Origin of the sequence: Galactobacter valiniphilus, from assembly GCF_003575975.1 — a bacterium.
Lineage (GTDB): Bacteria > Actinomycetota > Actinomycetes > Actinomycetales > Micrococcaceae > Galactobacter > Galactobacter valiniphilus.
Window position 1 is genome coordinate 58,034 of record NZ_QQXK01000015.1, and the last position, 26,415, is coordinate 84,448.

General features: G+C 71.1%; 24 protein-coding genes and 1 pseudogene. 17 read left to right on the forward strand and 8 right to left on the reverse strand.

All coding sequences use genetic code 11. The annotated features are described in order from the left end of the window. Window positions 1–52: 52 nt before the first annotated feature. Complete coding sequence (locus DWB68_RS08850) at window positions 53–622, reverse strand: hypothetical protein (protein ID WP_119424774.1); 570 nt, start codon at window positions 620–622, stop codon at window positions 53–55. Between the two features lie 66 nt (window positions 623–688). Here DWB68_RS08850 and DWB68_RS08855 point away from each other — a divergent pair, with 66 nt between their 5' ends. From DWB68_RS08855 to DWB68_RS08925, 15 genes are all read left to right on the forward strand, one after another. Then, the gene (locus DWB68_RS08855; protein WP_119424775.1) at window positions 689–1,843 is read left to right on the forward strand and encodes a site-2 protease family protein; all 1,155 of its coding nucleotides are present in this window, start codon (window positions 689–691) and stop codon (window positions 1,841–1,843) included. Next, on the forward strand, window positions 1,840–2,946 hold the full coding sequence (locus tag DWB68_RS08860; RefSeq protein WP_119424776.1) for a tRNA (adenine-N1)-methyltransferase: 1,107 nt from the start codon (window positions 1,840–1,842) through the stop codon (window positions 2,944–2,946). Before DWB68_RS08855 ends, DWB68_RS08860 begins: the two co-directional genes overlap by 4 nt. Before the next feature lie 121 nt (window positions 2,947–3,067). Further along, a complete protein-coding gene (gene arc / locus DWB68_RS08865) occupies window positions 3,068–4,696 on the forward strand; it encodes a proteasome ATPase (RefSeq protein ID WP_233548694.1) in 1,629 nt (542 codons plus the stop codon). Beyond that, window positions 4,693–6,318: a depupylase/deamidase Dop gene (gene dop, locus DWB68_RS08870; protein WP_147391628.1), complete on the forward strand. Its 1,626-nt coding sequence runs from the start codon at window positions 4,693–4,695 to the stop codon at window positions 6,316–6,318. Before arc ends, dop begins: the two co-directional genes overlap by 4 nt. A gap of 26 nt (window positions 6,319–6,344) precedes the next feature. Then, window positions 6,345–6,536, forward strand: a complete 192-nt coding sequence (locus DWB68_RS08875; protein WP_119424779.1) for a ubiquitin-like protein Pup — start codon at window positions 6,345–6,347, stop codon at window positions 6,534–6,536. Further along, a complete protein-coding gene (pafA, locus tag DWB68_RS08880; RefSeq protein ID WP_119424780.1) occupies window positions 6,533–7,900 on the forward strand; it encodes a Pup--protein ligase in 1,368 nt (455 codons plus the stop codon). Before DWB68_RS08875 ends, pafA begins: the two co-directional genes overlap by 4 nt. An 86-nt stretch (window positions 7,901–7,986) precedes the next feature. Continuing rightward, the gene (locus DWB68_RS08885) at window positions 7,987–8,970 is read left to right on the forward strand and encodes an FKBP-type peptidyl-prolyl cis-trans isomerase (protein ID WP_119424781.1); all 984 of its coding nucleotides are present in this window, start codon (window positions 7,987–7,989) and stop codon (window positions 8,968–8,970) included. A gap of 31 nt (window positions 8,971–9,001) precedes the next feature. Beyond that, window positions 9,002–9,403 (forward strand): FKBP-type peptidyl-prolyl cis-trans isomerase, encoded by a 402-nt coding sequence (locus DWB68_RS08890; RefSeq protein ID WP_119424782.1) that lies wholly within the window; start codon window positions 9,002–9,004, stop codon window positions 9,401–9,403. 81 nt (window positions 9,404–9,484) lie between these two features. Beyond that, a complete protein-coding gene (locus DWB68_RS08895; RefSeq protein ID WP_119424783.1) occupies window positions 9,485–11,530 on the forward strand; it encodes a helix-turn-helix transcriptional regulator in 2,046 nt (681 codons plus the stop codon). Then, window positions 11,530–11,901 carry a hypothetical protein gene (locus tag DWB68_RS08900; protein WP_119424784.1) on the forward strand — a complete coding sequence of 124 codons (372 nt, stop codon included), beginning with the start codon at window positions 11,530–11,532 and terminating at the stop codon, window positions 11,899–11,901. Before DWB68_RS08895 ends, DWB68_RS08900 begins: the two co-directional genes overlap by 1 nt. Before the next feature lie 66 nt (window positions 11,902–11,967). After that, window positions 11,968–12,213 carry a Sec-independent protein translocase subunit TatA gene (tatA, locus tag DWB68_RS08905; RefSeq protein ID WP_119424785.1) on the forward strand — a complete coding sequence of 82 codons (246 nt, stop codon included), beginning with the start codon at window positions 11,968–11,970 and terminating at the stop codon, window positions 12,211–12,213. A gap of 41 nt (window positions 12,214–12,254) precedes the next feature. Next, entirely contained in the window at window positions 12,255–13,058 is an 804-nt protein-coding gene (tatC, locus tag DWB68_RS08910) for a twin-arginine translocase subunit TatC (protein WP_233548695.1), read from the forward strand. A 3-nt stretch (window positions 13,059–13,061) separates the two neighbouring features. Continuing rightward, window positions 13,062–16,082, forward strand: a complete 3,021-nt coding sequence (locus tag DWB68_RS08915; RefSeq protein ID WP_119424787.1) for a DEAD/DEAH box helicase — start codon at window positions 13,062–13,064, stop codon at window positions 16,080–16,082. Continuing rightward, a complete protein-coding gene (locus DWB68_RS08920; protein ID WP_119424788.1) occupies window positions 16,079–17,707 on the forward strand; it encodes an amidohydrolase in 1,629 nt (542 codons plus the stop codon). The genes DWB68_RS08915 and DWB68_RS08920 overlap by 4 nt, the downstream gene beginning before the upstream one ends. Window positions 17,708–17,821: 114 nt before the next feature. Continuing rightward, window positions 17,822–18,556, forward strand: a complete 735-nt coding sequence (locus tag DWB68_RS08925) for a polyprenol monophosphomannose synthase (RefSeq protein WP_119424789.1) — start codon at window positions 17,822–17,824, stop codon at window positions 18,554–18,556. Window positions 18,557–18,640: 84 nt separating this feature from the next. On the opposite strand, the gene DWB68_RS08930 is transcribed toward DWB68_RS08925, so the two are convergent. The 7 genes from DWB68_RS08930 to DWB68_RS08960 form a co-directional block, all read right to left on the reverse strand. Beyond that, window positions 18,641–18,988 (reverse strand): RNA polymerase-binding protein RbpA, encoded by a 348-nt coding sequence (locus DWB68_RS08930; protein ID WP_119424790.1) that lies wholly within the window; start codon window positions 18,986–18,988, stop codon window positions 18,641–18,643. A gap of 142 nt (window positions 18,989–19,130) precedes the next feature. Then, window positions 19,131–20,033 (reverse strand): SPFH domain-containing protein, encoded by a 903-nt coding sequence (locus DWB68_RS08935; RefSeq protein ID WP_119424791.1) that lies wholly within the window; start codon window positions 20,031–20,033, stop codon window positions 19,131–19,133. 76 nt (window positions 20,034–20,109) lie between these two features. Further along, window positions 20,110–20,607, reverse strand: coding sequence for an NfeD family protein (locus DWB68_RS08940; RefSeq protein WP_119424792.1), 498 nt, complete (start codon window positions 20,605–20,607; stop codon window positions 20,110–20,112). 103 nt (window positions 20,608–20,710) lie between these two features. After that, window positions 20,711–21,574 (reverse strand): putative RNA methyltransferase, encoded by an 864-nt coding sequence (locus tag DWB68_RS08945; RefSeq protein ID WP_119424793.1) that lies wholly within the window; start codon window positions 21,572–21,574, stop codon window positions 20,711–20,713. 2 nt (window positions 21,575–21,576) lie between these two features. Beyond that, on the reverse strand, window positions 21,577–22,173 hold the full coding sequence (locus DWB68_RS08950; RefSeq protein ID WP_119424794.1) for a peptide deformylase: 597 nt from the start codon (window positions 22,171–22,173) through the stop codon (window positions 21,577–21,579). Between the two features lie 35 nt (window positions 22,174–22,208). Next, the gene (locus tag DWB68_RS08955) at window positions 22,209–23,408 is read right to left on the reverse strand and encodes a MalY/PatB family protein (RefSeq protein WP_119424795.1); all 1,200 of its coding nucleotides are present in this window, start codon (window positions 23,406–23,408) and stop codon (window positions 22,209–22,211) included. 157 nt (window positions 23,409–23,565) lie between these two features. Further along, on the reverse strand, window positions 23,566–24,759 hold the full coding sequence (locus DWB68_RS08960) for a hypothetical protein (RefSeq protein ID WP_119424796.1): 1,194 nt from the start codon (window positions 24,757–24,759) through the stop codon (window positions 23,566–23,568). A 628-nt stretch (window positions 24,760–25,387) separates the two neighbouring features. Between DWB68_RS08960 and DWB68_RS08965 the strand changes: the two genes are divergently transcribed. Together DWB68_RS08965 and DWB68_RS08970 are read left to right on the forward strand one after the other, a co-directional pair. Beyond that, window positions 25,388–25,945 carry a hypothetical protein gene (locus DWB68_RS08965; RefSeq protein WP_119424797.1) on the forward strand — a complete coding sequence of 186 codons (558 nt, stop codon included), beginning with the start codon at window positions 25,388–25,390 and terminating at the stop codon, window positions 25,943–25,945. Window positions 25,946–25,985: 40 nt separating this feature from the next. After that, window positions 25,986–26,415: pseudogene (locus DWB68_RS08970) on the forward strand (transposase); the annotation flags it as partial.

Genomic DNA, 26,415 nt, shown 5'->3' on the forward strand with positions numbered 1-26,415 from the left:
CGGCGGGCCGGGCACCAGCCCGGCCCGCCGCCGTCGGGCGTTGGGTCGTGAGCTATGCCCGGTCGAGCAGGCGCGTGAGGCCGTCGGCGATCTCGTCGCCGCCCGGCAGCTCACCCTCGAGCCGGTGCTCCCATTCGCGCACGAGCCCCGCGACGCGCGGGTCCCGCGTGGCCAGCTCGTCCGCCCCGCGGCGCCACGCCTCGGCGTCCTCGTGGAGGGCACGATCCGCACCAGGCCCGCCCAGGAGCCTGGCCGCGGCCTCGATGAGGCGGATGGCGGCGGCCGGCTGTGGGGCGTGGGACGCGTACGCCGGGACCGTCACGAGCAAGACCGCGCCGCCGCCTGAACCGGGCAGCGGATCGACGCGTAGGGGAAGATCCATGCGGTGGCTGGCCCGGCCGGCCTGGGCCAGGAGGAGAAGCACCGGAGTTCCCTCGGCCGCCAGCCGCCCCGCGAGGGCCGCCTCGGCCCCGGCAGCGGCATCGGCGGCCGGGGCGGGGGAGGGCCCGAGCGCCCATGCGTGCCGCAGTCGCGCGGCGGCGAGGCTCGCTGCCCCGCCCGCGTCGGAGGCGCCCCTGCCGATCACGAGCGTGGGGCGCGCCGCCCCGGGAATCTGCGTCATGGAACCACGGTAGGCCACGCCGGCCCACGGGCGGGCGCGGCCCCCGCACGCCGTAGACTGGATCGCATGCCCTCCACCGGAACCGCGCGCCCCTGGTACGACCGGCCCTTGCGCCTCGGCGCCGTGGCCGGGGTGCCCGTCGCCGTCTCCACCTCGTGGATTCTCGTGACCGTGGGCATGGTCGCCATCTTTGCTCCGCAGATCCGCCGCACCCTCCCCGAGCTGGGGTGGATCGCCGCCGGTGCGGTGGCCCTCGTGTACACGCTCATCCTGGCCGTCTCCGTGCTCCTGCACGAGGTGGCGCACGCGCTGGCGGCCCGCTCCGTAGGCTGGCGTGACTCCAGCATCGAGATCACCCTGTGGGGCGGGCACACGAGCTTCGAGGCGCACGAGGAGAGCCCCGGGCGCTCGCTCTTCGTCTCCATCGTGGGGCCGCTCGTCAATCTGGTGCTGGGCGGCCTGGGGCTCGTGCTGCAGCAGCCCTGGGCACCCCAAGGCGTCAGCGAGCTTCTGCTCTACATGGCGGTGTGGTCAAACTTTGCCGTGGGTGTCTTCAACCTGCTGCCCGGGCTGCCCCTGGACGGCGGGCGCGTGGTCGAAGCCATCGCCTGGAAAATCACTGGCTCGCAGGCCAAGGGCACCATCGCGGCCGGATGGGCCGGGCGCGTGGTCGTGATCGGTGTGGTGAGCGCCGTGGTCTTCGCCCTCGTGCGCGGGGGCTTCACGCCAGGGCCTCTCACCTTCGCCGCCCTGGCCCTGGTGCTGGTGCCGCTCTGGACCGGGGCCGGCCGGTCACTGCAGCACGGACGCCTGCGCCTGAACCTCGAGGGCATGCAGGCCTCCACCCTGCTGCGTCCGGTGCAGCTGCTCCCCGCCGGGGCGAGCGTCGCCGGGGCCGAGGCCGCCGGCGTGCTCTACGGCACTGTGGTGCTGGCGACCGCCCCGGGCGGCGGCCTGCTGCGCGTGCTTCCCGAGGCGGTCCTCGCCGTTCCCGAGTCCCTGCGCGGGGGCACGCCCGCCACCCAGGCCGGCGTGCCGGCCGACGACGGCGCCGTGGTGAGCCCGGACGCCGACGGCGACCGGCTGGCCCGCGCCGCCCTTGAATCCATCAGCGGCACCGTCCTCGTCGTCGACGAGTCCGGGCGCTGCGTCGGCGCCGTGCGCCGAGAAGACGTCGTGGCGGCCATCCAGGCGCGCCCCAGGAAGGAACCCCAGCAGTGAACAACGAGCTTTCCGCCTCGCCGACCGGTGCCGACCACCGGCGCGGACCCCTGCGCGCCGGCGAACGCGTGCAGATCACGGACGAGAAGCGCCGCATCAACACCATCACCCTCAGCATCGGTGGGGAGTTCCACTCGCACGTTGGCGTGCTCAAGCACGACGCGATGATCGGCGAGCCGGAGGGCAGCGTCGTCGAGAACAACGAGGGCGTGCGGTACCAGGTGCTGCGCCCCCTCCTGAAGGACTTTGTCCTCTCCATGCCGCGCGGCGCGGCCGTGGTGTACCCCAAGGACGCCGGCCAGATCGTCACGATGGGCGACATCTACCCGGGTGCCAACGTCGTGGAGGCCGGCGTCGGCTCCGGCGCGCTCACCATCTCGCTGCTGCGCGCCGTGGGCGACGGGGGCACGGTGCACTCCTTCGAGCGCCGCGAGGAGTTCGCGGACGTGGCCCGCGGCAACGTCGCCACGATGTTCGGCGCCATGCCCCCGGCCTGGTCGCTGTCCATCGGTGACTTCCAGGAGGAGGTCCTGAAGGCCAAGGCCCCCGGCAGCGTCGACCGCGTGGTCCTCGACATGCTCGCCCCGTGGGAGTGCCTCGACGCCGTCGCCACGGTGCTCGCGCCCGGCGGCGTGTGGGTCAATTACGTCGCCACCGTCACGCAGCTCTCCCGCGTGGTCGAGGCGATCCGCGCCGATGGCCGCTTCACCGAGCCCGATTCCTTCGAGTCGATGGTCCGCGGCTGGCACGTGGACGGCCTCGCCGTGCGCCCCGATCACCGCATGGTGGCCCACACTGGCTTCCTCATGACCACCCGTCGCCTGGCCGACGGCGCCGTGGGCATCCCGCACGCCAAGCGCGTCAAGGAGGCCAGCTACTCGGCCGAGGACCTCTCCGCGTGGACGCAGGATCACGCCGAGGAGGCCTGGGTTCCCGAGGCGCTCGGCGAGCGCGGCGTGAGCGTGAAGAAGCTGCGCAAGTCGGGCCGCGAGGCCCTGCGCACCGCCGCCGCTGGCGGCGCAGACGTGAGCGCCGAGCTCGCCGAGGCGCTCGAGCGCACCGTCCCGCAGCCGGGCACCCCCGAGCCGGACGCGCAGGACTGAGCTTCGGCGGCGCACTGCCGCCGCACACGCGAGGGCGTTTCGCCTGGTGGACTCGATGTCGCCGGCGGGGCGCCCTCGCGGCAAAATGAGGCACGAACCACAAGCTTCAGGAGGAGCACCCATGAGCACCCCGGCGGCCCAAGACGGCCTGCGCACCGAGTTGAGCGACGCCCGCAAGCGCGCCCTCGAGCTTTCCGGCAAGCTCCAGGAGGTCAGCACCCAGAACTCCCGGCTCGTGGACGCCCTGCAGCGCGCCCGCGAAAAGATGGAGGGCATGCGCCAGGCGCTCGAGCACGACGGCGATCTGCCGTTCGGGCACGGCGTGGTGGTGCGTGTGCATCGCGGAGGCACGGCGGCCCCCGGCACCTCCATCAAGTCGGCCGATGTGCGCAGCGTCGACATCGCCCACGGCGGGCGCCGCGTGCGCACGAGCGTCTCGCCGCTCGTCGATTTTGCCGGGCTGCGCCCCGGCACCGAGGTGCTCCTCAACGAGGCCCTCGTGGTGGTCGCCCTCCTGCCGCAGCAGGGCACGGGCGAACTCATGACCGTCAAGGAGGTGCTCCCCGGCGAGCGGCTCCTGGTGAGCGGCCCCGCCGACGATCAGCGCGTCGTCGTGCTGGGCGGGGAGCTCACGGCCACGCCGCCGCGCCCGGGGGAGCTGGTCCTCGTGGAGCAACGCTCCATGGTCGCCACCCAGGTGGTCCGCCCGCAGGGCTACTCCGCCCTGGAACTGGAACACGTCCCCGACACGCGTTACACGGACATCGGCGGGCTCGGCCCGCAGATCGAGGCGATCCGCGACGCAGTGGAGCTGCCCTTCCTCCATTCCGAGCTCTTTGCCGAGCACCAGCTGCGCGCCCCGCGCGGCGTGCTGCTGTACGGACCTCCCGGTTGCGGCAAGACGCTCATCGCTCAGGCCGTCGCCCACTCGCTCTCGGAGGAGGCCGGAACGCGCGGCTACTTCCTGAACATCAAGGGCCCGGAGCTGCTGGATAAGTACGTCGGCGAGACCGAGCGGCAGATCCGACTGATCTTCGACCGCGCCCGCGACAAAGCGGCGGCCGGCCACCCCGTCGTCATCTTCTTCGACGAGATGGACGCCCTCTTCCGCACGCGCGGCACGGGCGTGTCCTCCGATGTGGAGACCACGATCGTCCCGCAGCTGCTCGCCGAGATCGATGGCGTGGAGAAGCTGGAGAACGTGCTCGTCATCGGCGCGACCAACCGCGAGGATATGCTGGATCCGGCCCTGCTGCGACCCGGCCGCCTCGACGTCAAGGTCCGCATCCGTCGCCCCGACCGCGAGGGTTCCTCGCAGGTCCTCTCGCTCTATCTCAACGAGAGCGTGCCGCTCGCTGCTGCCGAGCTGGAGCACTACGGCTCGGCGGCGGGCGCCGCGACCGGACTGTGCGAGGTGGCGGTGGAGGAGATCTTCCACCGCGACTCCATGACGGCGATGCTGGAGCTGACCGACGAGGACGGCACGGTCACCGTGCTGCACCGCGGCGACCTGGTCTCCGGCGCCTCCCTGCGCAACATCGTCGACCGCGCCAAGCGGGCGGCGATCAAGCGCGTCCTGGCCGGCGGCGAGCGCGGCCTCGACGCCGAGCTGGTGCGCCACGCGGTGCAGGACGAGTTCGCCGAGCTGGGCCAGATGCCGGCCAGTGGCGATCCGGAGGAGTGGGCCCGCGTGTCCGGGCGCCGCGGCGCCCGGCTCGTGAAGGTGCGCTCGCTGGCGGCCGGCGCGTGAGCGCGCCCCGGCCGACCGCCGTCGGGCTCGGTGCGCCACAGGGCCTGCGGCCCGGCTCGCGCATCATGGGCACGGAGACGGAGTTCGGCGTGCTGGCGCCCGGAGCGCCCGGGCTCAGCCCCACGCAGCTCAGCGCCGCCGTCACGACCGCGATGGTCGACGTGGCCCGGGAGCTCGGTTCCCGGGGCGCCGGCGCACCCTGGGACTACGTGCACGAGCGCCCGCTGGACGACGCGCGCGGCTTCAGCATGGAGCGCGGAGCGGCCCACGAGAGCCAGCTGACCGACGAGGGTGACGTGCTCGACGCCCGTCAGATCGCGCTCGAAGACGGCGACGCCTGGGCGCAGCTCAAGGAGGATTCCTCGATCCTCATGAACCTCGTGCTCGGCAACGGCGCGCGCTTCTACGTGGACCACGCCCACCCCGAGTACAGCTCGCCGGAGACCACCAACTCCTGGGACGCCATGGAATGGGACCTCGCCGGTGATCGCCTCGCCGCGCGGGCAGCCGAGCTGGCGGGGGAGCGGCTCGGCGCAGAGGTGCTCCTGCACAAGAACAACACCGACGGCAAGGGCCAGAGCTACGGCACGCACGAGAACTACCTCGTGCCCCGCTCCGTCCCGTTCCAGGAGCTCGTCTCCGGCCTCCTCCCGTTCTTCGTGAGCCGGCAGGTAACGTGCGGCGCCGGCCGGGTGGGCCTGGGCCGGCGCGGCGAGCGTCCCGGCTTCCAGATCTCCCAGCGCGCCGACTTCTTCGAGAACACGGTGGGCCTCGAGACCACCATCCGGCGCCCCATCGTCAACACCCGCGACGAGCCGCATGCCGACGACGCCCGCTGGCGCCGCCTGCACGTCATCCCGGGTGACGCCAACCTCGTGCCGACCTCCGCGCTGATCCGGCTCGGCTCCACCTCGCTGGCCCTGCGGCTCATCGAGGACGGGCTGGCCCCGCAGATCACGCTTGCTGATCCCGTGGAGGACCTGGCCCGCGTCTCGCAGGACCCCTCGCTGGGAGCGGTGCTCGTGGCCGACGGCGGGCGGCGGCTGAGCGCCCTCGACATCCAGGAGGCCTACCTCGAGGCGGCCGAGCGGCACTACGGCACGCAGAACCACGCCGAGGCGGCCGCCCTGACGTGGTGGCGCCGCGCCGTCGACGCCCTGCGCGCTGGGGACGACTCGGCGCAGCGTTTCGTGGAGTGGCAGGCCAAACAGGCGCTCCTGGAGGGGTACCGCGAGCGCGGGGGGCTTGACTGGGATAGCCCCAAGCTCGCCCTCATCGACCTGCAGTGGGCCGATCTGCGCACCGGGAAGGGGCTCGCCGCCGCGCTCATGGCGCGCGGCACCGTCGACGCGCTGGCCTCCCCCGAGGCGGTCGAACGCGCCATGGTCACGCCGCCGCAGGACACCCGCGCCTGGACCCGCGGCAAGAGCATCACACGCTTCCCCGAGGCGGTCGTCGCCGCCAATTGGGACTCGCTCTCGCTTGCTCTGGAGTGTCTGCCGCAGGTGCAGCGCGTCGGCCTCCCCGATCCGTGGGCGGCCACGGCCTCCCAGACCGATGGACTGTTCGACGACGGGGCGAGGGTTCAGGAGCTCATCAAGTCGCTGCGGGGCCTGGCCTAGCGCCGCCGCGTGGCAGGATGGGTTTCATGGCACAGGAGCGAATGCAGGGCAAGCCCAGCGCGTGGGAGCAGGCACAGGTCAACGAGACGGAGGCCCTCGGCGCCGTCAAGGGCAGCCGCGACGCCGGGGTCGACGATCTGCTCGATGAGATCGACGGCCTGCTGGAGACCAACGCGGAGCAGTTCGTGAAGGGCTACGTGCAAAAGGGCGGCCAGTGATCACTCGCGTCATCGGGCTCGAGACCGAGTACGGTCTGGCCTACGACGCCGGTTCCACGCGCCCGCAGACCACCGAGGAGGTGGCCCGCCGACTCTTCGCGCCCGTCGTCGAGTGGGGTCGTTCCACCAACGTCTTCCTGCTCAACGGCTCGCGGCTCTACCTGGACGTCGGCTCGCACCCAGAGGTCGCCACGGCCGAATGCGTCGACCCGCTCGAACTCCTGGAACAGGACCGGGCCGGCGTGCTCACGCTCGCGCGGCTCGTGTCCACGGCTGAGGATTCCCTGCGCTCCGAGGGGCTCGAGGGCAAGATCCACCTGTTCCGCAACAACGTGGACTCCGCCGGCAACTCCTTCGGCTGCCACGAGAACTACCTCATCCCGCGCCGACTCGAGTACCGTCGCCTCACCGAGCAGCTGCTGCCGTTCCTCGTGACGCGACAGCTTCTCTCGGGCGCCGGCCACGTCGCCAAGACCGAGGACGGCCCGCGGCTCGTGCTCTCGCAGCGCGCCGAGCACATGTGGGAGGGCGTCTCTGCCTCCTCGACCCGCTCGCGCCCCATGATCAACACGCGCGACGAGCCGCACGCCGACGCCGAACGCTTCCGCCGTCTCCACGTCATCGTGGGCGACACGAACATGGCCGAGGGATCGACCCTGCTCAAGACGGTCTCCACCTCGCTCGTGCTCTCGCTCCTGGAGACGGCCCGGGTCATGCCCTCGTGGGCCATCGCCAACCCGGTCAAGGCGCTGCGGGACATCTCCCGCGACGCCACCGGCTCCACCCTCGTCACGCTGGCGGACGGCCGAACGGTCACGGCGCTCCAGATCCAGGAGTACTTCCTGGAGGCGGCATCGGCTCATGCCGCGGCCGAGGGCATCGCCGAGGGGCTCGTGGCCGAGGTGCTTGGGCTGTGGCGCCTCACCCTCGACGCCTGGGCCGGGGGAGACCTCGACGCCGTCAAGGGCACGCTCGACTTCGCCGCCAAGCGGGAGCTCCTGACGCGCTACGCGGAGCGTCAGGACCTGGCGCTCGACGACCCGCGCGTCGCCCGGCTGGAACTGGCCTATCACGACGTCGCGCCGGGGGCGGGGCTGCGCGAGTCCCTCGAGGCGCGCGGGCTGCTGCGGCGGTTCACGGATCCGGCCCGCGTCGAGGCGGCCCAAGACACGCCGCCCAGCGGCACCCGTGCCCAGCTGCGCTCCCGCTTCCTCGCGGCGGCGCGCGGCGCCGGCGTGGAGCACCAGGTGGATTGGCTTCACCTCAAGCTCACGCAGGACCCGGGCCGCACCGTCCTGTTGCCCGACCCGTTCGCGACAAGCGACGCGGCGGCCGAGTCACTCATTGATGAGCTCCTAGGCTGATTCACAGCGCCTCCTTGTAGGCTTCAACTCAGCTGGGTTCCATGCGACCCCTTCTTTTCTTTCCTCAACGAAAGCGATTATTTGCCGTGCGTAAGCTCTCCGCTGCCGTCCTGGCCGGCGTCCTCCTCCTGTCCGTGAGCGCCTGCGGCCAGTCCTCCAGCCCGAGCACGAGCTCCAGCGCCTCGACGTCCGCGAGCGCCAGCGCCTCGTCTGCCGCGCCCGGCAACGGCAAGCTCTCCGACGTCAAGGTGGAGATCCAGGACGGCGGCAAGAGCGCCCCCAAGGTCACCGTCCCCGAGTCCCTCGCTGACGGCACGGTGTCCACCGCCGTGCTGGTCGAGGACGGCGATGGCGCCGCCCTCAAGGCCGGGCAGAAGCTGCAGCTCAACCTCGCCTACTACTCCTCGGCCGATGGCGCCGCCCAGGATGAGACGACCTACGCCACGGGGCAGTCCGTGGCGCTGACGGAGAGCAACTTCAACAACCTGGGCGACGCGTACAAGCTCCTCGGCCAGGCCAAGGTGGGCGCGACCGTCCTGGTGTACGCCCCGGCCACCGTCACGGGCAGCAGCGGCATGCTGATGGTCCTGCACGTGTCCGAGGCGAAGGACCCGGCGATCGCCTGGAAGAAGTCCACCGGGGCCTCCCCGAGCGCGCTCGAGGTCAAGGAGAGCGGCGACGGCTACGCCATCACCATCCCCAAGGGCGATGCGCCGAGCAAGCTCGAGGTGAAGGTCCTCAAGGAGGGCACCGAGGGCGAGGCCGCGACGGCCACCTCGCAGGTCACCGCCTTCTACTCCGGCGCCCAATGGGAGAACGCCACCGAGTTCGACGGCAACTTCGAGGGCACCGAGGCCACCTTCGGCCTGGACCAGGTCATCGAGGGGTGGACCAAGGGCCTGACGGGCCTCAAGGCCGGCACCGTCGTGGCGCTGACGATCCCCGCCGAGCAGGCCTACGGCACGGATGCGAGCACGGGCAAGCCCACGGGCCCGCTCGTCTTCATCGTGAAGCTCACCAAGGTGGCGCCCGCCGCCGCAGCGTCCTCCGCTGCCCCCTCCTCCAACTGACCCGTTCACTCATCCCGTTTAGGAGCAAGCCATGTCGTTTGGACAGCGCAACTTTGACCTCGACCGAGGCAAGCCGGAGATCGATTTCCCGGGCGTCGACGCCCCCGCCGATCTGGTCATCACCGACCTGATCGAGGGCACCGGCACCGAGGTGAAGGCCGGCAATACGGTCTCGACCCACTACGTGGGCGTCGCCTGGAGCACCGGCGAGGAGTTCGACGCCTCGTGGAACCGCGGCGCGCCGCTGGACTTCACGGCCGGCATCGGCCAGGTCATCGCCGGTTGGGACCAGGGTCTCATCGGGATGAAGGTCGGCGGCCGCCGCCGCCTCGACATCCCGGCGCACCTGGCCTACGGCCACCGCGGCGCCCCGCCGGCCATCGGCCCCGACGAGGCCCTGATCTTCGTGGTCGACCTCGTGGCTGTCCGCTGAGCGCGAACCACCCCTGAAAACTCCCCGGTCACCCACCGCCATGCGCGTGGGGGCCGGGGAGTTCTCGTATAGCCTGAAGTGGTGTCCAGCACCGAGAGTAAGCCCGATCGCACGGAGAAACTGGTCAGCCTCACGTATGCGCTGACCACCACCCGCATCGGCTACACGCGCGCCCAATTGCGCGGCATGGTCGATGACTACGCGGGCCTGAGCGACGAGGCGTTCGAGCGCAAGTTCGAGCGCGACAAGGAGACCCTGCGCAACTTGGGCGTGGTGATTGTCGACGGCAAGGGCCGCAGCGAGAGCTCGTGGGACGCGGGGGATCCCGAGCGCCGCTACCGCGTGCTGCCGAGCGACTATCCGCTGCCCGCGCTCGAGCTCGAGGCCACCGAGGCCGCCGTGCTCGGCCTGGCCGCGCGCGTCGTGGCCGGCGGCGGCCTGGGGCGCCAGGCGGCGCGCGCCGCCGAACGCCTCGGCCTGAGCACCGATCTCAGCGAGCCGGCCTTCAGCGCCGTCATCGACACCGAGGCCGAGCACCTCGAACCCCTCATCCGGCACGCCGCGCTCGGCAATCCGGTGAAATTCACCTACCGCACGGCCGACGGACGCACCGAGCCGCGCGCCGTCATGCCGTGGGGCCTCGGCCACCGCCACGGGCACTGGTACCTCGCGGCGGGCGACACCCGCCGCGACGGCGAGCGGCTCTTCCGGCTCGACCGGATCCAGGGCTCGGTCGCCCAGCTGTCCCCGAAGGCCGAGGACTTCGTCCCGCAGGCCTACGGCCGCCCGGATCGCTTCAGTATGGCCGCGGCGCTCGACCGGCTCGCGCTGGCCACCCCCTCGGAAACCGCCAGGTTGCTGGTTCCCGAGGGCGGCGGAGGCACGTTGGCCGCCCGAGCCCACGTGCGCACGCACGGCGCCGACGGCGTGCACCTCGAGGTCAGCTATCGCGACGCGCGTTCGCTCGCCGCCGAGGTGGCGGCCGAGGGCGCCCGCGTCCTGGAACCGGCCAGCCTCGCCGCCGAGGTCGTGCGCGTCCTCGCGGCGGCCGAGGCGCCGCATCGCGGCGAGGCCCCCGCCTCGCGCCTGAGCGCCCGTCGGGGCGGCAGGGTCGCCGCCGAGACCACGGTCTCGCGCGCCCTCGACCTCGTGGCCTTTGTGGTGCAGCGCGGCGCCCCCACGCCGGACGAGGTCATGGAGCGCTTCGGCCTCTCGCGGGACGAGCTCGATTCGGAGCTCACGCGGCTGCGCAATTGCGGCGTGCCCAACGGCCTGCATGACGAGCTCCTGGACGTCGAGTGGGACGAAGGCTCCGTCACGATCTCCAACGCCCAGGCGCTGGCTGAGCCCATCAATCTGAACCTGGCCGAGGCGGCCGCCCTGCTTATCGGGCTCGACGCCATGAGTTCGGCCCCCGAGGGCAGCTACACCGCCGAAGCGCTGGGAGCCATCTCCACCGTCGCCGCCCGCCTGCGCGCGCTGCGCCCCGAGCTGGCCGACTTTGAGCAGCTCCTGGCCGTGCGCGCGTCCTCCCGCGAGCGCGCCGGCCTCGCCGCCGCCCTGGCCCGTGCCGGCGAGGAGCGCTTCCTCGTGGAGCTCGACTATGCGGGATCCAGCACGCCGGGCGGGCGGGTCATCGAGCCCATCCGCGTCCTCGATGTGGGGGAGCGCAGCTACGTGCAGGCCTGGTGCCGCACGCGGCAGGCCCCGCGCACCTTCCGCCTTGACCGCGTGGTCGGGGCGACCGTGCTCGAGGAACACTTCGCACCCGATGCCCAACGTGCCGCCGCCGTCCGCGGGGCAGTGTTCACACCCTCGGAGACCGACGTCGAGGCGACCCTCGCGTGGGGACCTGCCTGGGCCGATCGGGCCCTGGCACACGCGCCACTGCGCACGGGCAAGGCGGGGGAACTCCTCGCCACGCAGATCCGTGTGCGCGATTCGGCCTACCTCGTGCGCCTGGCCGCCTCGGCCGCCGGCGACGTCGTCGTGCTGGAGCCCGCCGTCCTGCGTGAGGCGACGCACCGAGCGCTCCGTTCGCGCCTCGACCAGGCGCTTACCGACGCGGCCGCGGCCGGCGTCGTGCCGGACGAGCTGGCGGCCGTGGCCGAGGGGAGGGCCCGCTGATGCCGTGGTGGTTCTGGCTCCTCCTGTGGATCGTGCTCGCTCTCGTGCTGCTGCTCGTCCTGGTGCTCGGCACCGTGTACCTGTGGCGCAAGGCCAAGGGGCTGCTCGGGGAGGTCTCGGACGCCCAGGAGCTTCTCTCGCAGGCCAACAACCCCGACGCGGTGCCGCTCACCGCCCCGCAAGACGCACGCAGCGCGCTTCCCTCCGGCTGGGATGCCGCCTTCGCGGATCCCGCAACCGTGCGACAGCTGCGGTCCCAGGAGAAGGACGCCCGCGTCGAGGCGCGGCGAGAACGCCGCATCGCCTCGCTGTACGCCCACGGCCGCCCCCGCCGCTGGGGCGACCTGGACGAGAACAGTCCCGGGCAATAGCCCCCCGGAGGTCCCACGTCCTCTAGACTTTGAATCAGACCCCCTTCCACCTCAGGAGTCCCTCTCATGCATATGCCTTCGGCAACCGCCTGGATCATCATCATCGTCCTGGTTCTGCTGCTCTTCGCTGCGCCGAAGCTGCCCAAGCTTGCACGCAGCCTCGGCCAGTCCATGCGCATCTTCAAGTCGGAGATGAAGCAGATGAAGGACGACGACAAGCCGGCGTCGACCTCCACCCCGCAGGGAGAGACCGCCGACTCGCCCGTCGAGGGGCGCATCATCGACGAGGGTCAGCAGGGACCGCGCGCCTGAGGTTCGCTCGCGCGAGCTGACACGCACCGCACCGCATCGCTGTGATCAAAAAACGCACCAAGGACGCCGAGGGGCGCATGCCCCTCAAGGAGCACCTGCGCGAGGCGCGAAATCGCCTCTTCATCGCGCTGGCCGCCCTGGTGCTGACCACCATCGCCGGCGCCTTCCTCTCGGGGTGGGTGTTGGAGTACCTCGTCAGCACCGCCAAGCACGCCGGCGCGTCGGTGAACTACTCGTCCGCCGTTTCTCCCCTCGACATCCGCATCAAGGTTTCGTTGTGGATCGGCGTGGTCTTGGCTTCACCGGTCATCCTCTACCAGATCTGGGCGTACATCGTTCCGGGGCTGAAGAAGAAGGAAAAGCGGATCTCGCTCGCCTTCATCGCAGTGAGTATCCCGCTCTTTGTGGGTGGAGTGGCGCTCGGCGTGCTGGTCATCCCGCACGCGCTGCGCTTCTTCTTTGGGCTGACCGTCACCGATTCGGTCTTCATGCTGCAGATGCAGGAGTTCCTCTCCTTCGTCATCCGCCTCACCTTGGCGTTCGGCGTGGCCATGATCATTCCCGTCATGATGGTGGGCCTGAATCTCATCGGAATCTTGCCGGCCCGCCTCATCCTGAAGCACTGGCGCATCACGGTCTTCATCATCGCCGTTTTCGCCGCAGTGGCCGCCCCAGGCGGCGACGCCATGTCCATGGTGATCCTGGCCGGACCCATGCTCATCCTCTTCGCACTGGCGACCGGTCTGTGTTTCCTCTTCGACAAGCGCAAGGCAAAACGCCTCGCCCAGAACGAAGAGGACCTCGCCGCCAACGCCGACACGGCACAACCCCTCCAGGAGCTCTGAGACGTGCCCAGCCGCCGTCGTACCGCCCGCCCCGTCGCCCCAGGTGACGGGGCGGGCGCGTCCCGTCCCACGTCCCACGACGTCGAGGCCCCGTCCAGCCCGGCCGAACGCTTCGCCGCGGCGAAGCGCCGCGGCGAGCAGGCCCGGACCGAACTCGGCGCCTTCACCGACGGCCTCGACTTCCCGCTGGATGACTTCCAGCAGCGCGCGTGCGAGGCCCTCGAGGCCGGCCGCGGCGTGCTCGTCGCCGCCCCGACGGGCGCCGGCAAGACGGTCGTGGGCGAGTTCGCCGTGCACCTCGCTCTGGCCCACGGCACCAAGGCCTTCTACACGACGCCGATCAAGGCGCTCTCGAACCAGAAGTTCGCCGAGTTTGCCGCCCGCCACGGCGCCGACCGCGTGGGCCTGCTGACGGGCGACACGGCCGTGAACTCAGAGGCGGAGATCGTCGTGATGACGACCGAGGTGCTGCGCAATATGCTCTACGCCTCCTCGCCCACGCTGCAGGGGCTCGAGTACGTGGTCATGGACGAGGTGCACTATCTCGCCGACAAGGACCGCGGCGCCGTGTGGGAGGAGGTCATCCTTCAGTTGCCCCAGAGCGCCAAGGTGGTCTCGCTTTCCGCGACGGTCTCCAACGCCGAGGAGTTCGGCGGCTGGCTCGAGGCGGTGCGCGGCGCCACCGACGTCATCGTGTCCGAGCACCGTCCGGTCCCGCTCTGGCAGCACGTCATGGTGGGCTCGGAGCTGCTTGACCTGTTCGCCGAGGACGTCTCCTTCGAATCCAGCGCCGACTCGGGCGCCGTGGTGAACCCCGAGCTGGTCAAGCTCGCGCGTCGTTCCCCCGCCTCGCTGAGCGGGGGCTGGGGCGAGCACACCGCCCGCGTGGACGGCCGGGGCGGCCGCGGCCGCCAGGATCGCGGACGACGACGCGGCCGGCCGGGTCCGCGGGGCGACGCCACCGGCTCCGGCTCGCTCACGGCCAGCGGTGGCCAGCGCTCGCGCGGCGCCTCCCGCCCCGCCACCGTCGCGAGCCTCGACGACGCAGGGCTGCTGCCCGCGATCGTCTTCGTCTTCTCCCGCAAGGGCTGCGACGCCGCGGTGGCGCAGAACGTGCGAGCCGGCGTGGACCTCACCACCCGCCAGGAGCGCCGCCAGATCGAGGAAGTGCTGGAGCAAGCAGCGCGCCGGCTCCCGGCCGAGGACCTCGAGGTCGTTGGCTACTGGGCCTGGCGCGACGGCATGCTGCGCGGCATTGCTTCGCACCACGCCGGCCTGATCCCCGTCTTCAAGGAGGCGGTGGAGCAGCTCTTCGCCCGCGGCCTGTGCAAGGTCGTGTATGCGACGGAGACGCTGGCCCTCGGCGTGAACATGCCGGCCCGCTCCGTGGTGCTCGAGAAGCTCGACAAGTTCAACGGCGAGACCCACGCGCCCGTCACCCCCGGCGAGTACACGCAGCTCACGGGCCGCGCGGGCCGCCGCGGCATCGACGTGGAGGGCCACGCCGTCGTCTCGTGGCACCAGGGCATGGATCCGCTCGCGGTGGCCGGCCTCGCCTCCCGCCGCACCTACCCGCTTAACTCGAGCTTCCGCCCCACCTACAACATGAGCCTGAACCTGCTCAGCCGGCTCGGCGTGCGCCAGGCCCGCAGCGTGCTGGAGCAGTCCTTCGCGCAGTACCAGGCTGATGCCTCGGTCGTGGGCCTGGCCCGCCAGCTGGCCGGTCGCAAGGAGTCGCTGACCGGCTACGAGCAGGCCATGACCTGCCACCTCGGCGACTTTCAGGAGTACGCGCGCCTGCGTCAGCGCCTGAACAAGGCCCAGAAGTCGGCCTCGAAGTCGCGGGGCCGCGCCCGGCGCTCCTCGGCGGAGCTGGCCCTCGAGGCGGTGGGGCGGGGTGACATCGTGGAGATCCGCGGCCCGCGCAACCTGGGCCACGCCGTCGTGACCCACCTCGCGCCGTCGTTCAAGGATCCCCGGCCCACCATCCTGACCCTCGACGGGCGCCTGCGCCGCCTCTCAGCGGCCGACCTCGACGGCCCGCTCGAGGTGCTTGGCACCCTGCGCGTGCCCAAGACGTTCACGGGCCGCTCGCCGCAGGAGCGCAACGACCTGGCCTCGAGCCTGCGCAACGCCCTGCGTGATGCCCGCCCCGATCCGCATCGGCGCACGCCCGGCTTCGCCTTCGCCGGCGACGAGGATCCGGAGGCGCTCATCGACGAACTGGAGCGCAAGCTCAAGCGCCACCCCTGCCACGGCTGCCCCGAGCGCGAACAGCATGCGCGCTGGGCCGAGCGCTACCAGAAGCTCAAGGTTGAGTCCGATCGGCTCGAGTCCCAGATCATGGGCCGCACCCACACGATCGCGCGGACCTTCGACCGCGTCACCGCCGTGCTGCGTTCCGTGGGCTATGTGCGGGGCGAGGGCGAGGCGGCACGGATCACCGACGCGGGGCACACCATGCTGCGCATCTACGGCGAGCGGGATCTGCTCACGGCGCTCGTGCTTGGCGAGGGTGGCCTGCAGGGCCTGAGCCCGGCCGCCATGGCCGCCGCCGCGACCCTCTTCGTGTACCAGCCCAAGCGCGACGCCGAGGCGGGGCCGCGACACTGGCCCCAGGGCGTGCGCGATGTGTGGGACCTGGCCGTGGCCCAGTGGTCCCGGCTCGAGGACCTCGAATCGGATCACCGGGTCGAGCTCACGCCGGCGCCGGAGGCCGGCCTCGTGGACGCCATGCACCGCTGGGCCTGCGGCGAGGACCTCGCGTCGGCCCTCGCCGAGAGCCAGGTCGAGGCCGGCGACTTTGTGCGCTGGGCCAAGCAGGTCATCGACTTCCTGGGCCAGCTCGCGCAGAACCCGGCCGTGGCGCCGGAGGTCTCCGACACCGCCTCGGCCGCCTCGGACTTGATTCGGCGCGGCGTCGTGGCCGCGTCCGCTGTGGTGAGCGCCGCCGTGGGTGGCGAGCCCGGAGCGGGCCAGGGAACGCACGACGACGCGGCGGGGCCCGTTCGGCGGCGTCGGTGAGCGGCCGCGCTCCGGCCGGGCCGCCCGGCGCCACCGGGTCGCCCCCGGCGGCCGCGCCCCTGCTCCTGGACGGGGTGAGGTCCTGGGTGGCCCCATGTGCGGGCGAGCCAGCCCGACGGGCCGAGGCCGTGCTCATCCGCGACGGCCGCATCGCGTGGGCCGGGCGCTCCGCCGACGCGCCCAGGGACGCCGGCACCCGCGTGATCGGGGCCGACGGTGCGGTGCTGCTCGCGGCCTTCGTGGACGGCCACGCCCACGTCACCGAGACGGGCCGCGCCCTCGCCTCGCTCGATGTCTCTGCGGTGCGCGGCGCCGGGGAACTCCTCGCGGCGGTGGCGGCGCTGGCCCGCACGGCCCCGGCCGGCGCGCTCCTCCTCGGCCACGGCTGGGACGAGTCGACGTGGGCCGACCCGCTGTTGCCGACCCCTGAGCAGCTCGAGGCGGCGGCCGGAGGCCGCGAGGTCTTTCTCTCGCGGATCGACGTGCACGCCGGGCTCGCCTCGGCCGGCCTGCTCGCGCGCGCCGGTTACGCAAGCGATGCCCTCCTCGAGGAGGCCGACCACGCGGCCGTGCGCGCGCTCGCCACCGTCACCGGCCCGGACGAGACGCGCGCCCTGCAGCGCAGGGCCCTGCGCCACTTCGCCTCCTCCGGCCACGCAGCGGTGACCGAGATGGCGGCCCCGCACGTCTCCGGCGAGGACGATCTGCGCCTGCTCCTCGCCCCCGCCGCCGAGCCGGAGCCGGTCCCGACGGTCTACGCCTATTGGGCGCGGCTCGTCGAGAGCGAGGAGCACGCGCGTGCCGAGCTGGCCGCCTGGGGCGGCGCCCTGTCCGGGCTCGGCGGCGACCTCTCCATCGATGGATCGCTCGGCGCCAGGACGGCGGCCCTGCGCGCCCCGTACACCGACGCTCCGCACACGAGGGGCGAGCTCCTGCTCGAACCCCCCGCCATCGCCGCGCACGTCATCGCGTGCACCCTGGCAGGAACGCAGGCCGCCTTCCACGCCATCGGGGACGCCGCCGTCGAGGCGGCCGTCGAGGGCTTCCGTCTGGCCTCCCTGGCCGTGGGGGAGGAGCGGCTGCGCCGCGCGCGTCACCGCGTCGAACACCTCGAGGGCGTCGACGCCCCGGAAGCGCGCAGCCTCGCCGCGTGGGGCGTCCACGCCTCCGTTCAACCGCGCTTCGACGAGCTCTGGGGCTTCCCCGGGGATCTCTACGAGCAAAGGCTCGGCCGGGAGCGCGCCGGCGCGCTCAACCCCTTCGGCTCGCTGGTCGCGGCCGGGGCCCCGCTGGCCTTCGGCTCCGACACACCCGTGACCGGGGCCGCCCCGTGGCGCAGCATCCTGGCCGCGCTGCGCCATCACCACCCGGACGAACGCCTCGGCGCGCTCGCTGCGGTGCGCGCCCACACGGCGGGCGGCTACGCGGCGGCGCGGGCCGCCGAAGGCGGCCGGGGCACCCTGGCCGTGGGCGCCCCGGCGAGCCTCGCGCTCTGGGAAGCGCCCGACGTCGGGCCGGGCGAGGCGGGCGACGATCCGGTCCCCGCGATCCTCGGACTCGCCGAGGCCCGCGCAACGCGGTGCCTCCTGACGCTGGCCGACGGTGCGGTGTTGCACAGCGCCTGAGCACGGCGTGGCCCGGCTTAACCCGGGCCACACCTGCTGCGCGCCGCCACCGGGATACAATGAACGCTGGCCCGTCCCGGGCCGCAATCCAGCCACCAAAGGACCGATCAGCGCGTGCGAGTGCTCACCATCATCCCGACGTACAACGAGTTGGAGTCGCTGCCCAAGACCGTGGGCCGACTGCGCGCCGCCTGCCCCGAGGTTGACGTGCTCATCGCCGATGACAACTCCCCGGACGGCACCGGCGAGCTCGCCGACCGCCTCAGCGCCGAGGATGCGAACATCCACGTGCTGCACCGCAAGGGCAAGGAGGGCCTCGGGGCCGCGTACCTGGCAGGCTTCGCCTGGGGTCTCGAGCGGGGCTACGACGTGCTCGTGGAGATGGACGCCGACGGCTCCCACCAGCCCGAGCAGCTCCCGCGCCTGCTGCAGGCCTCCGAGGCCGGCGCCGACCTCGTGATCGGCTCCCGCTGGGTCCCGGGCGGCGAGGTCGTCAACTGGCCGCTCTCCCGCAAGCTCATCTCGCGCACGGGCAGCTTCGTCTCCCGCTTCTTCCTCGGTCTCAAGCTGCGTGACATCACCGCCGGCTACCGCGCCTACAAGGCAAGCACGCTGCGCGGCCTCGACCTCGGCGCCGTCGACTCGGTGGGCTACGGCTTCCAGGTGGACATGACCTTCCGCACGGCCCGCGCTGGATTCTCCATCACGGAGGTGCCGATCACCTTTGTTGAGCGCGAGTTTGGCGAGTCCAAGATGAGCGGCTCCATCATCCAGGAGGCCGGCGTCAACGTCGTCAAGTGGGGCCTGGCCGCCCGCTGGGAGACCCTGCGTTCCAAGGTCGGCCGCTGACCGCGCCGCCAGCGTCACCACACACAGGAGGGGCCCGCACCATGCATGGTGCGGGCCCCTCCTGTGTGCTCCGAGGCGGAAGGCTCAGGCGTCGATCTTCTCGCCGCGGGCTTCCTTCAGGAAGTTGAGGCGATCCTTCAGGATGACCTCGAGCTCCTCCATGGAACGACGCTCCAGCAGCATGTCCCAGTGGCTGCGCTGGGGCTTGTCCTTGTTGGGCTCCTCCTCGCCGCCGTCGACGCGGAGGGCCTTCTTGCCGGTCTTGGTGTGCCACACCGTGGGCACGTCGGCTTCCATCGCGAAGATGACCTGGACCTTCTCGCCGTCCTCGCAGACGTACTCGACGGTCTGGCGGGCCGCGGGCTCGACGCCGGCCTCGGACTCCATCGACTGCGAACCCAGGCGCATACCGCGCAGGCTGCGATCACTCATGCTGACTCCTCACGTGCTTCACTGCTCTCGACCACATGCAAAACGTGGACGGGCGGCGGTGCATTCCCGCAACCCGGACGCGGGCACGGTCGCCATCCATTGTAGGGGATGGCGACCGTGCCCGCTGGCGGCGCCGCGCGCCTTAGTTCTTGGGTGTGCCGTTCTCCGGCCCGAAGGCGCCAAACGCTCCGCCGAGCCCCTTCAGGGCGTCGGTGACGTCCGAGGGGATGATCCACAGCTTGTTGGACGTTCCCTCGGCGATCTTCGGCAGCGCCTGCAGGTACTGGTAGGCCAGCAGCTTCGGATCGGCGTTGGCCTCGTGCACGGCCTGGAAGACGGTCTGGATGGCCTCGGCCTCGCCCTGGGCCTTGAGCACGGCGGCCTTGGCCTCGCCCTCCGCGGTGAGGATGGCCGCCTGGCGCGAACCCTCAGCCGTCAGAATCTCGGACTGCTTGGTGCCCTCTGCCGTGAGGATCGCGGCGCGGCGATCTCGCTCGGCGCGCATCTGCTTCTCCATGGAGTCCTGGATAGACATCGGCGGGTCGATGGCCTTGAGCTCCACGCGCGAGACGCGGATGCCCCAGCGGCCCGTTGCCTCGTCGAGGACGCCGCGCAGCTGGCTGTTGATCTGGTCGCGCGAGGTCAGTGCCTCCTCGAGCTGCAGGCCGCCGACCACGTTACGCAGCGTGGTGGTGGTGAGCTGCTCGACGGCGCGGATGTAGTTCTCGATCTCGTAGGTCGCCGCGCGCGGGTCCGTCACCTGGTAGTAGACGACCGTGTCGATGTTGACGACGAGGTTGTCCTCGGTGATGACCGGCTGCGGCGGGAACGGCTGGACCTGCTCGCGCAGGTCAATGACCGGGCCGAGGCGGTCGATGAACGGGATCACCATGGTCAGACCCGCCGTGGCGGTGCGCTGGTAGCGGCCGAGGCGCTCGACGATGCGAGCCCTCGCCTGCGGGATGATGTGGATCGAGCGGACCAGGATGATGATCACGACGATCGCCAGGACGATCGCGACGATCCATCCGGGATTGAAGTCCATGGGAAGTCCTTCCGTACGAGTGGTGTGGGACAGGGGTGCTGGGGGCGCCGCCGGGTGAGAGCCGCGCGGGAGGGGCCTAGCGGCTCAGGGGTGCGGCGGGTCCGCTCGCCTCGCCGGCAGGGAAGGCCGGGGCGGCGGAGAGATACGCCGTGGCACCGGAGATCCGCACGACGACGGCATGGGTGCCGGGGGAGAGCGGGCCGTGGTCCTCGCTGCGCGCCGTCCACGTCTCACCGTGGATCTTGGCCGTGCCGGTCACGCGGGAGGTGGGCTCGAGGACAAGCGCGTCCTGCCCGATGAGGCGATCGATGTTGGAGAGCGAATCGGCCGTACTCTTGCGGATCTGCCGCAGGGCGATGGGCCGCAAGCCGAAGATGAGGATGAGCGCCGCGAGCGCGAAGATCACGATCTGCAACCACCCAGGGCCGCCGGCGAGGGCGGTGAACATGCCGGCCAAGGCGCCGCCGGCGAGCGTGGCGAACCACAGATCGAGGGTCAGCGCCTCGATCGCGATGAACACCAGCACCAGGGCAAGCCAGATGGCCCACGAATTCTGGACCAGCCACTCGAACATCTCGCCTCCAAAGAAACCTAGAGCGCGACCGGGGATGGCCGCCCCCTCACTCTGCCAGCTGTCGGGTGCCCGGGCGTCACTCGGGCGGATGATCTGCGCGGCGTCAGCGCCTGCGGTAGGCGTGCACCCGGACGCTGAGCTCGACGTCACGCGGACCGCTCGTCTCGAGTTCCGCGAGGATGTCGGCGAGTGCGCGGTGGTGGCCGGCGGGGCCCATGTGCGCCACCAACGCGGCGGCGTGGGGTTCGAGCCGCATCCACGCGTTGACGTCGACGGACTCCAGCTCCTCGAAGTCAGTCTCGAGGTGGGCAGCGAGGCGTTCCTCCTTGTCCCCATCGATGCCGAGCAGGCCGGCGTCCTCACGCAGCTGGGCGAGATGCCCGGGGAGCGGGACGACCACCAGGGCCAGGCCCCCGCGGCGCAGCACGCGGGCGAACTCCGGGGGATTGCGCGGCGCGAAGACGTCGAGCAGGACCGAGGCGCTCGCCTCGGCCAGGGGCCAGTGACGCCAGGTGTCCCAGACGAAGGAGAGCACCCGCGGATCGCGCGCCGCCCGCTGGGCGCCTGCGCGGGAAAGGTCGAGATCCACGGCGCGCGGGTCCCGGCCGGCGGCGGACAACGCGTCGAGCACGGCGCGCGTGTACCAACCGGTGCCGGAGCCGGTGTCGACGAGCAGGGGGGAGGCGTCATCATTGAGGCGGACGGCGAGTTCGCCGAGCGCCGCGGAGATGGGCGAGTAGGCACCGGACTCGAGCCATGCCTCGCGGGAGGCGATCATGGCCGGGGTGTCCTCAAGGAACTTGCTTGGCTTCCCCGTCAGCAGGTTGATGTGGCCCTGCTTCGCCGCGTCGTAGCGGTGACCGTTGGCGCAGCGCAGCCCCGCCGGGCGCCCGGTGGGGCGCAGTTCCAGGCGGGCCGGTTCGCCGCACTGCGGGCACAGCAGCGGCCATGCGGAGGCACTCTGCACGCTCAGAACCCCAGCCCCTCGCGCACGGTCTCCGGCTCCTCGTAGGACCACAGGCGAGCGAAGTTCTCGTCGGTGCAGAGGCTGCGCGGCTCGGCCTTGTCGAGGTAAAGCATGCCGTTGAGGTGATCCGTCTCGTGCTGGAAGATGCGGGCCTGCCAGCCGTGCAGCTCGCGCTCGTGGCGCACGCCCTCCAGATCGGTCCAGGAGGCGAGGATGTCGGCCGGGCGCTCCACGCTCGCGGTGTACCCGCGGACCGACAGGCACCCCTCGAAGTGGGTGGCGGTACGCGCGCCGACGGCCTCGTAGCGCGGGTCGATGGCGGCCATGAACTCGAGCGGTTCGCGCTCCTTGGCGGCCGCCGTCTCCTGATCGATGGGCCAGAGGTCCTCGAGCACGGCCAGGCGCAGGGACAGGCCGATCTGGGGGGCCGCGAGACCCACGCCGGGCGCGGCGTGCATGGTGGAGCGCATGAGCTCCACGAGTGCCTCGAGCTCGGTGCGCTCAAGCGAGTCGTCCCACTCGGGGGTGCTCGAGCGCAGGACCGGGTCCCCGGCCTGGACGATCTTGACGGTGGGCTGCAGGCCGAAGGGGACGCTCATGCTCCCCATTCTTCCATTCCCGGGCGCTCAGGGGCTCAGGCCTGGTGGCGGCGCACGGCTTCGCCCATGCGCTCGATCATGGAGCGCAGCACGGGCCGAGGGGTGGCGAAGACGAGCCGCACGTGCGCGGCGAATCCGGCGCCACAAGCGGCGCCGTCAGACACCGCCACGCCGGCCTCGCGCAGGAAGAAGGCGGCGGGCGATTCGTTCAGGTGAAGCGAGGAGCAGTCGAGCCAGGCGATGTAGGTGCCCTCGGGGGAGTCGTAACCGAGGCAGGCAAGGTGTTGTTCCACGAGCGCGTCGAGTTCCGTCCGCAGTGACTCGAGATAGCCCAGGAGCGAAGCGAGCCAGGCTCCACCCTCGCGGTACGCCGCGACGTTGGCTGCGGCACCGACCGTGCTTGCGAGCTTGCCTGCGCGCACGCCGTCCTGCGCCCAGCCGGCGAGGTCGTCGTCGTTGCTCAGGATGAGCTGCGCGCACTTGAGGCCCGGGAGCGCGAAGGCCTTCGAGGTGCTCGTGGCCGTGACGGCCTGGCGGGCCGCGGCGGGGGAGAGGGTGGCGTAGGAGAGGTGGCGGGCAGGGCCCAACACGACGGGTGCGTGGATCTCGTCGACGAAGACGCGCACGCCCTCGTGCTTTTCCACCACGGTGCTGAGCTCCTCGAGTTCCGCGCGGGAGGCCACATGGCCCGTCGGATTGTGCGGATTGCAGAGGATGACCAGCCCGGCGCCGGCCTCGAGGGCAGCGTCGATGCCCACGGGATCGAGGCGCCAGCCGGCATCGTCGTGAAGCATCGGCACCTCGATGATCTCGCGACCCAGGCGGACGGGGATCTCGAGGAAGGGCATGTAGGCCGGGGTGGGCACGACGACGGGGCTGCCCGGGCGCGTGAGGTAGTTGATGGCGTGTTCCAGCCCGGCGAGCACGTCGGGGATGATCTGGACGCGCTCGGGGGCGATCGACTGCCCGTAGCGCTCGCGGGCGAAGTCGGTGTAGGCCTCGCGTAGCTCGGCGAGCAGCCACTGGGGGAGGTATCCGTAGCCGGCGCGGTCGATGACATCGCGCATGGCGGCGTCCACGGCGGGGGCGGTGCCGAAGTCGGCCTCGGCGATGAAGGCGCCCATCGCCTCGGGGACGTCGGACCACTTGAGGCTGTGCCGACGCCGCAGTTCAGCCTCATCGATCGCGTCCCACGCCTGGTGCAAGGGGTCGATGCGGGGTGCGACTGCGGTCATGGCTGCCTCCGATAACTATTTTGAGCGAGCGGCTCACAATTGCGTGACTCGAGCCTACACCCTGCATCGCCGCAAGGGGAGGGGCATACGCAAGCGGCGCCCCTCCCGACTCACGCGGGAGGGGCGCCGCTGGCTCGAGGCGGGCGTTGCGCCGGGCCTACGGCGTACGCCCGGCCTTGATGGCCGCACCGGCACGGCCGCGGGCGCCAGAGCAGTTCGTCGTGTAGCCGGCTCCCTTGATGAGGCTCGCGCCCATCGCCTTGGCGGTGCAGGTCGCGTTCATCTCCATGCCGAGGTTGCCGCTCGTGCCGTAGATCTTGTTCAGCCGCGCCTTGAGCTGCTCCCAGGACGCGCCGCGCTTGGTCGCCACGGCATACTGGCGCAGGTGCGCGCACTCGTGCAGGGCGGCGAGCTTGCGGAAGTTGCCACTCAGCCCGCTGACGATGGCGATCTGGTCGGTGCCGATGTAGGCCAAACCGGCGTAGCCGCCCGTGCGGGAGTGGATCTGAATCACGGTGTTGGGGCAATAGGCCTTGATCTGCCGATGCAGGACACCCTTGTAGCCCGTGTACTTGCGAGGGTTCTCGGTGACGATCTTCGCGGTGCCGGAGTTGGCGGCGGAGGCCGCGGCTGTGGCGGAGACCGCCCAGCGGTAGCTGGACACGGCCCGTGCGGACGCCGGCACGGGCATCTTGACGGTGGCGATGGCTCCGCGCACCTTGGCCGAGGCCACCGTGCGCCAGGAGCCGTTGACCTTGCGCTGCAACGCGGCGGTGCGACCCTCGGCGTTCATGAACGAGGCGCTCACACGCTTGGTCTTCACGGCCGAGACGATGGAGCCGCTGAGGTTCGCGAGCGTCGACGAGACCACCTTGGTGGTGCGCTTGGGCAGGGTGAGGCGCTGGGCGCCGCTGGTCCAGGCGCTTGTTGTGGGCGTAGCAGCCGCCTTGATGCGGAACTCGACGGTGCGCCCCGCGAGGGAGTCGGCCACGGCTGCCGGGACGCGGACGGTGGCGTAGCGTCGTCCGTTCTGCAGCGTGACCCCCAGGGAGGCCGCCGTGACCCAGCGTGCACCGGACTTGCGCTCGAGCGTGACACGGCCGCCCGTTCCCTCGATCCACAGCTGCGTTCCCTGGCCAAGGATGGTTGCGCGGGAAGCGGTGCCGAAGGGGGTGGTCCGGGAGACCTTCGGTTGGCTCGGGGAAGCCGCGACGCGCACCTTCGATGCGGGGTCGAGCTGCGCGTCGGCCGCCAGCGCCGGCGGCGCGGCGAGGGTGGAGACGGGGAGGGCCAGGACAAGGGCCGCACCGCGCCAGACGGCGGGGCGGAGGAAGCGCAGACGCAGAGCCATCGATGATCTTTCGTGAGAGGGAGCGGAGCCCCGCGGCCGCCCGGGGAGGGGCGACTGCTCCGTCTGGGGAGGATTCGAAATGGATTCGCTTCGCGGGCATCACATTCCGCCGCGCGGCCTGGAGAGCGTCACGAATGTGGTGAACATCACTCTAGGATCCGGGCAAGGATGCGGGGCCGGGTGGTGCCCATTGCCCACTGAATCCGTGGCTCACGCCCGGCATTGGCCCTGCGCTTGCAGGGCGCGTCTCCGGTCGATTCCCAGCAAAGCGTGGTGCGCGCGGTCCGGTTGCGATCACAGGGAGCCCTCCAGTGAGGGGTGAATCACTGTTGACGCTCGCGCTACGACGCGGTTTGGGGCGTCTCGCGGGCGGCCAGGCACGCGGGAGCCAGCAACGCCGATAATCTACATTATGTCAACTAACGTTGAGAGGGTGCTCCCCTCGGCTCGGCGTCGCTGCCTGATGTCATGTGATCTGTCAGTTCGTCTCACTGCGCGTGTCACTAGGAGCAGGCGTACGTGTTGACGCGTCTCCTGACACGGCGCCGCGGAGTTGGTTGCAGCGAGAGGCCACTGCGGCAAGACTGTCCCCAAGCCCCCTGGCATCGTCGTGGTGGGAAGGACCGACATGGCCGTCGAGAACTTGCTGGTCGAGTACAGAGCGTTGTGTGTTCTGGAATCGGGCGACGAACCAGCCAATCTCAGCCTTGCCGAAATCACCAGACTTGACCTTCGGTGCTTGATGAACGGCAGTTTCGCGCCAAGCTGGCCGCAGCGCGGCGCGTATCAAGGTCGGTGGTTCTACAGCAGGTCAGGTGCCCACGCCCATTTTGAATCTTTGGCGGAACGCTCGCTTCTGACCCTGCTCGACTACGAGGGGCTGTATGTGGCTGTGGTCACAGGCTCGCTCACCATCCTTTCCCCGAGGGGTTCGTCCCCACTCCCCCGCGAGCCGTGGGCGCTGGGCAAGACCGCCTCAGGTGAGGTCGATCTGATCTTCAAGCCAGGCCGCATCACAGACGCCGAGCGCGCCTTCGCAGAGCGATCCATGCGCGCGGGACTCGGCGTACGTTTCCTGGAGAAGCCACCCGACGGGTTGAAAGCGCTAGCGGAAACTGCGGCCGCTTATCGCCAACAAAGGTGGAGCCCGGACGACAAGGGACTGCTGCACGGATTGAGACACTGAATCTGCGTCGATGAGTCTCGGCGCTGGAAGGATGTGCCTCATGCCTAAAGCGTTTCCCAAGGAGTTCCGTCAGGACGTGATCCGGGTGTTCCGGGAGTCTGATTCGTCCCTGGCGCAGGTCGCCAAAGATTTCGGGATCTCTGCCTCGTGTTTGAAGAGGTGGATCACGATCGATGACCGGACTTCGGCACGGCCCTCACCGGCTGGCGTGGCTGCGAACGAGTCGGTCGAGCTGCGCGAAGCGAAGAAACGGATCGTGCTCTTGGAGCAGGAGAACGAGGTTCTGCGCCGGGCCGCCGCTTATCTCTCGCAGGCGAATCTGGGCCCAAAAGGTTCTACCCGCTCGTGAGCGAGCTCGCCGCCGACGGCATCCTCGTGGCGGTGACGTGCCGGGTCTTGAAGCTCGCCAGAGCCCCGTACTACCGGTGGCTCAACAAGACGGCGACCGCCGCGGAGTTGAAGGCCGCGTA

What these genes read in the sequence shown, in the direction of transcription:
- DWB68_RS08850 (WP_119424774.1), bottom strand. Translation starts at nt 622, where the DNA reads ATGACGCAGATTCCCGGGGCGGCGCGCCCCACGCTCGTGATCGGCAGG.
- DWB68_RS08855 (WP_119424775.1), top strand. Translation starts at nt 689, where the DNA reads ATGCCCTCCACCGGAACCGCGCGCCCCTGGTACGACCGGCCCTTGCGC.
- arc (WP_233548694.1), top strand. Translation starts at nt 3,068, where the DNA reads ATGAGCACCCCGGCGGCCCAAGACGGCCTGCGCACCGAGTTGAGCGAC.
- DWB68_RS08875 (WP_119424779.1), top strand. Translation starts at nt 6,345, where the DNA reads ATGGCACAGGAGCGAATGCAGGGCAAGCCCAGCGCGTGGGAGCAGGCA.
- DWB68_RS08890 (WP_119424782.1), top strand. Translation starts at nt 9,002, where the DNA reads ATGTCGTTTGGACAGCGCAACTTTGACCTCGACCGAGGCAAGCCGGAG.
- DWB68_RS08900 (WP_119424784.1), top strand. Translation starts at nt 11,530, where the DNA reads ATGCCGTGGTGGTTCTGGCTCCTCCTGTGGATCGTGCTCGCTCTCGTG.
- tatA (WP_119424785.1), top strand. Translation starts at nt 11,968, where the DNA reads ATGCATATGCCTTCGGCAACCGCCTGGATCATCATCATCGTCCTGGTT.
- DWB68_RS08930 (WP_119424790.1), bottom strand. Translation starts at nt 18,988, where the DNA reads ATGAGTGATCGCAGCCTGCGCGGTATGCGCCTGGGTTCGCAGTCGATG.
- DWB68_RS08935 (WP_119424791.1), bottom strand. Translation starts at nt 20,033, where the DNA reads ATGGACTTCAATCCCGGATGGATCGTCGCGATCGTCCTGGCGATCGTC.
- DWB68_RS08940 (WP_119424792.1), bottom strand. Translation starts at nt 20,607, where the DNA reads ATGTTCGAGTGGCTGGTCCAGAATTCGTGGGCCATCTGGCTTGCCCTG.
- DWB68_RS08950 (WP_119424794.1), bottom strand. Translation starts at nt 22,173, where the DNA reads ATGAGCGTCCCCTTCGGCCTGCAGCCCACCGTCAAGATCGTCCAGGCC.
- DWB68_RS08955 (WP_119424795.1), bottom strand. Translation starts at nt 23,408, where the DNA reads ATGACCGCAGTCGCACCCCGCATCGACCCCTTGCACCAGGCGTGGGAC.
- DWB68_RS08960 (WP_119424796.1), bottom strand. Translation starts at nt 24,759, where the DNA reads ATGGCTCTGCGTCTGCGCTTCCTCCGCCCCGCCGTCTGGCGCGGTGCG.
- DWB68_RS08965 (WP_119424797.1), top strand. Translation starts at nt 25,388, where the DNA reads ATGGCCGTCGAGAACTTGCTGGTCGAGTACAGAGCGTTGTGTGTTCTG.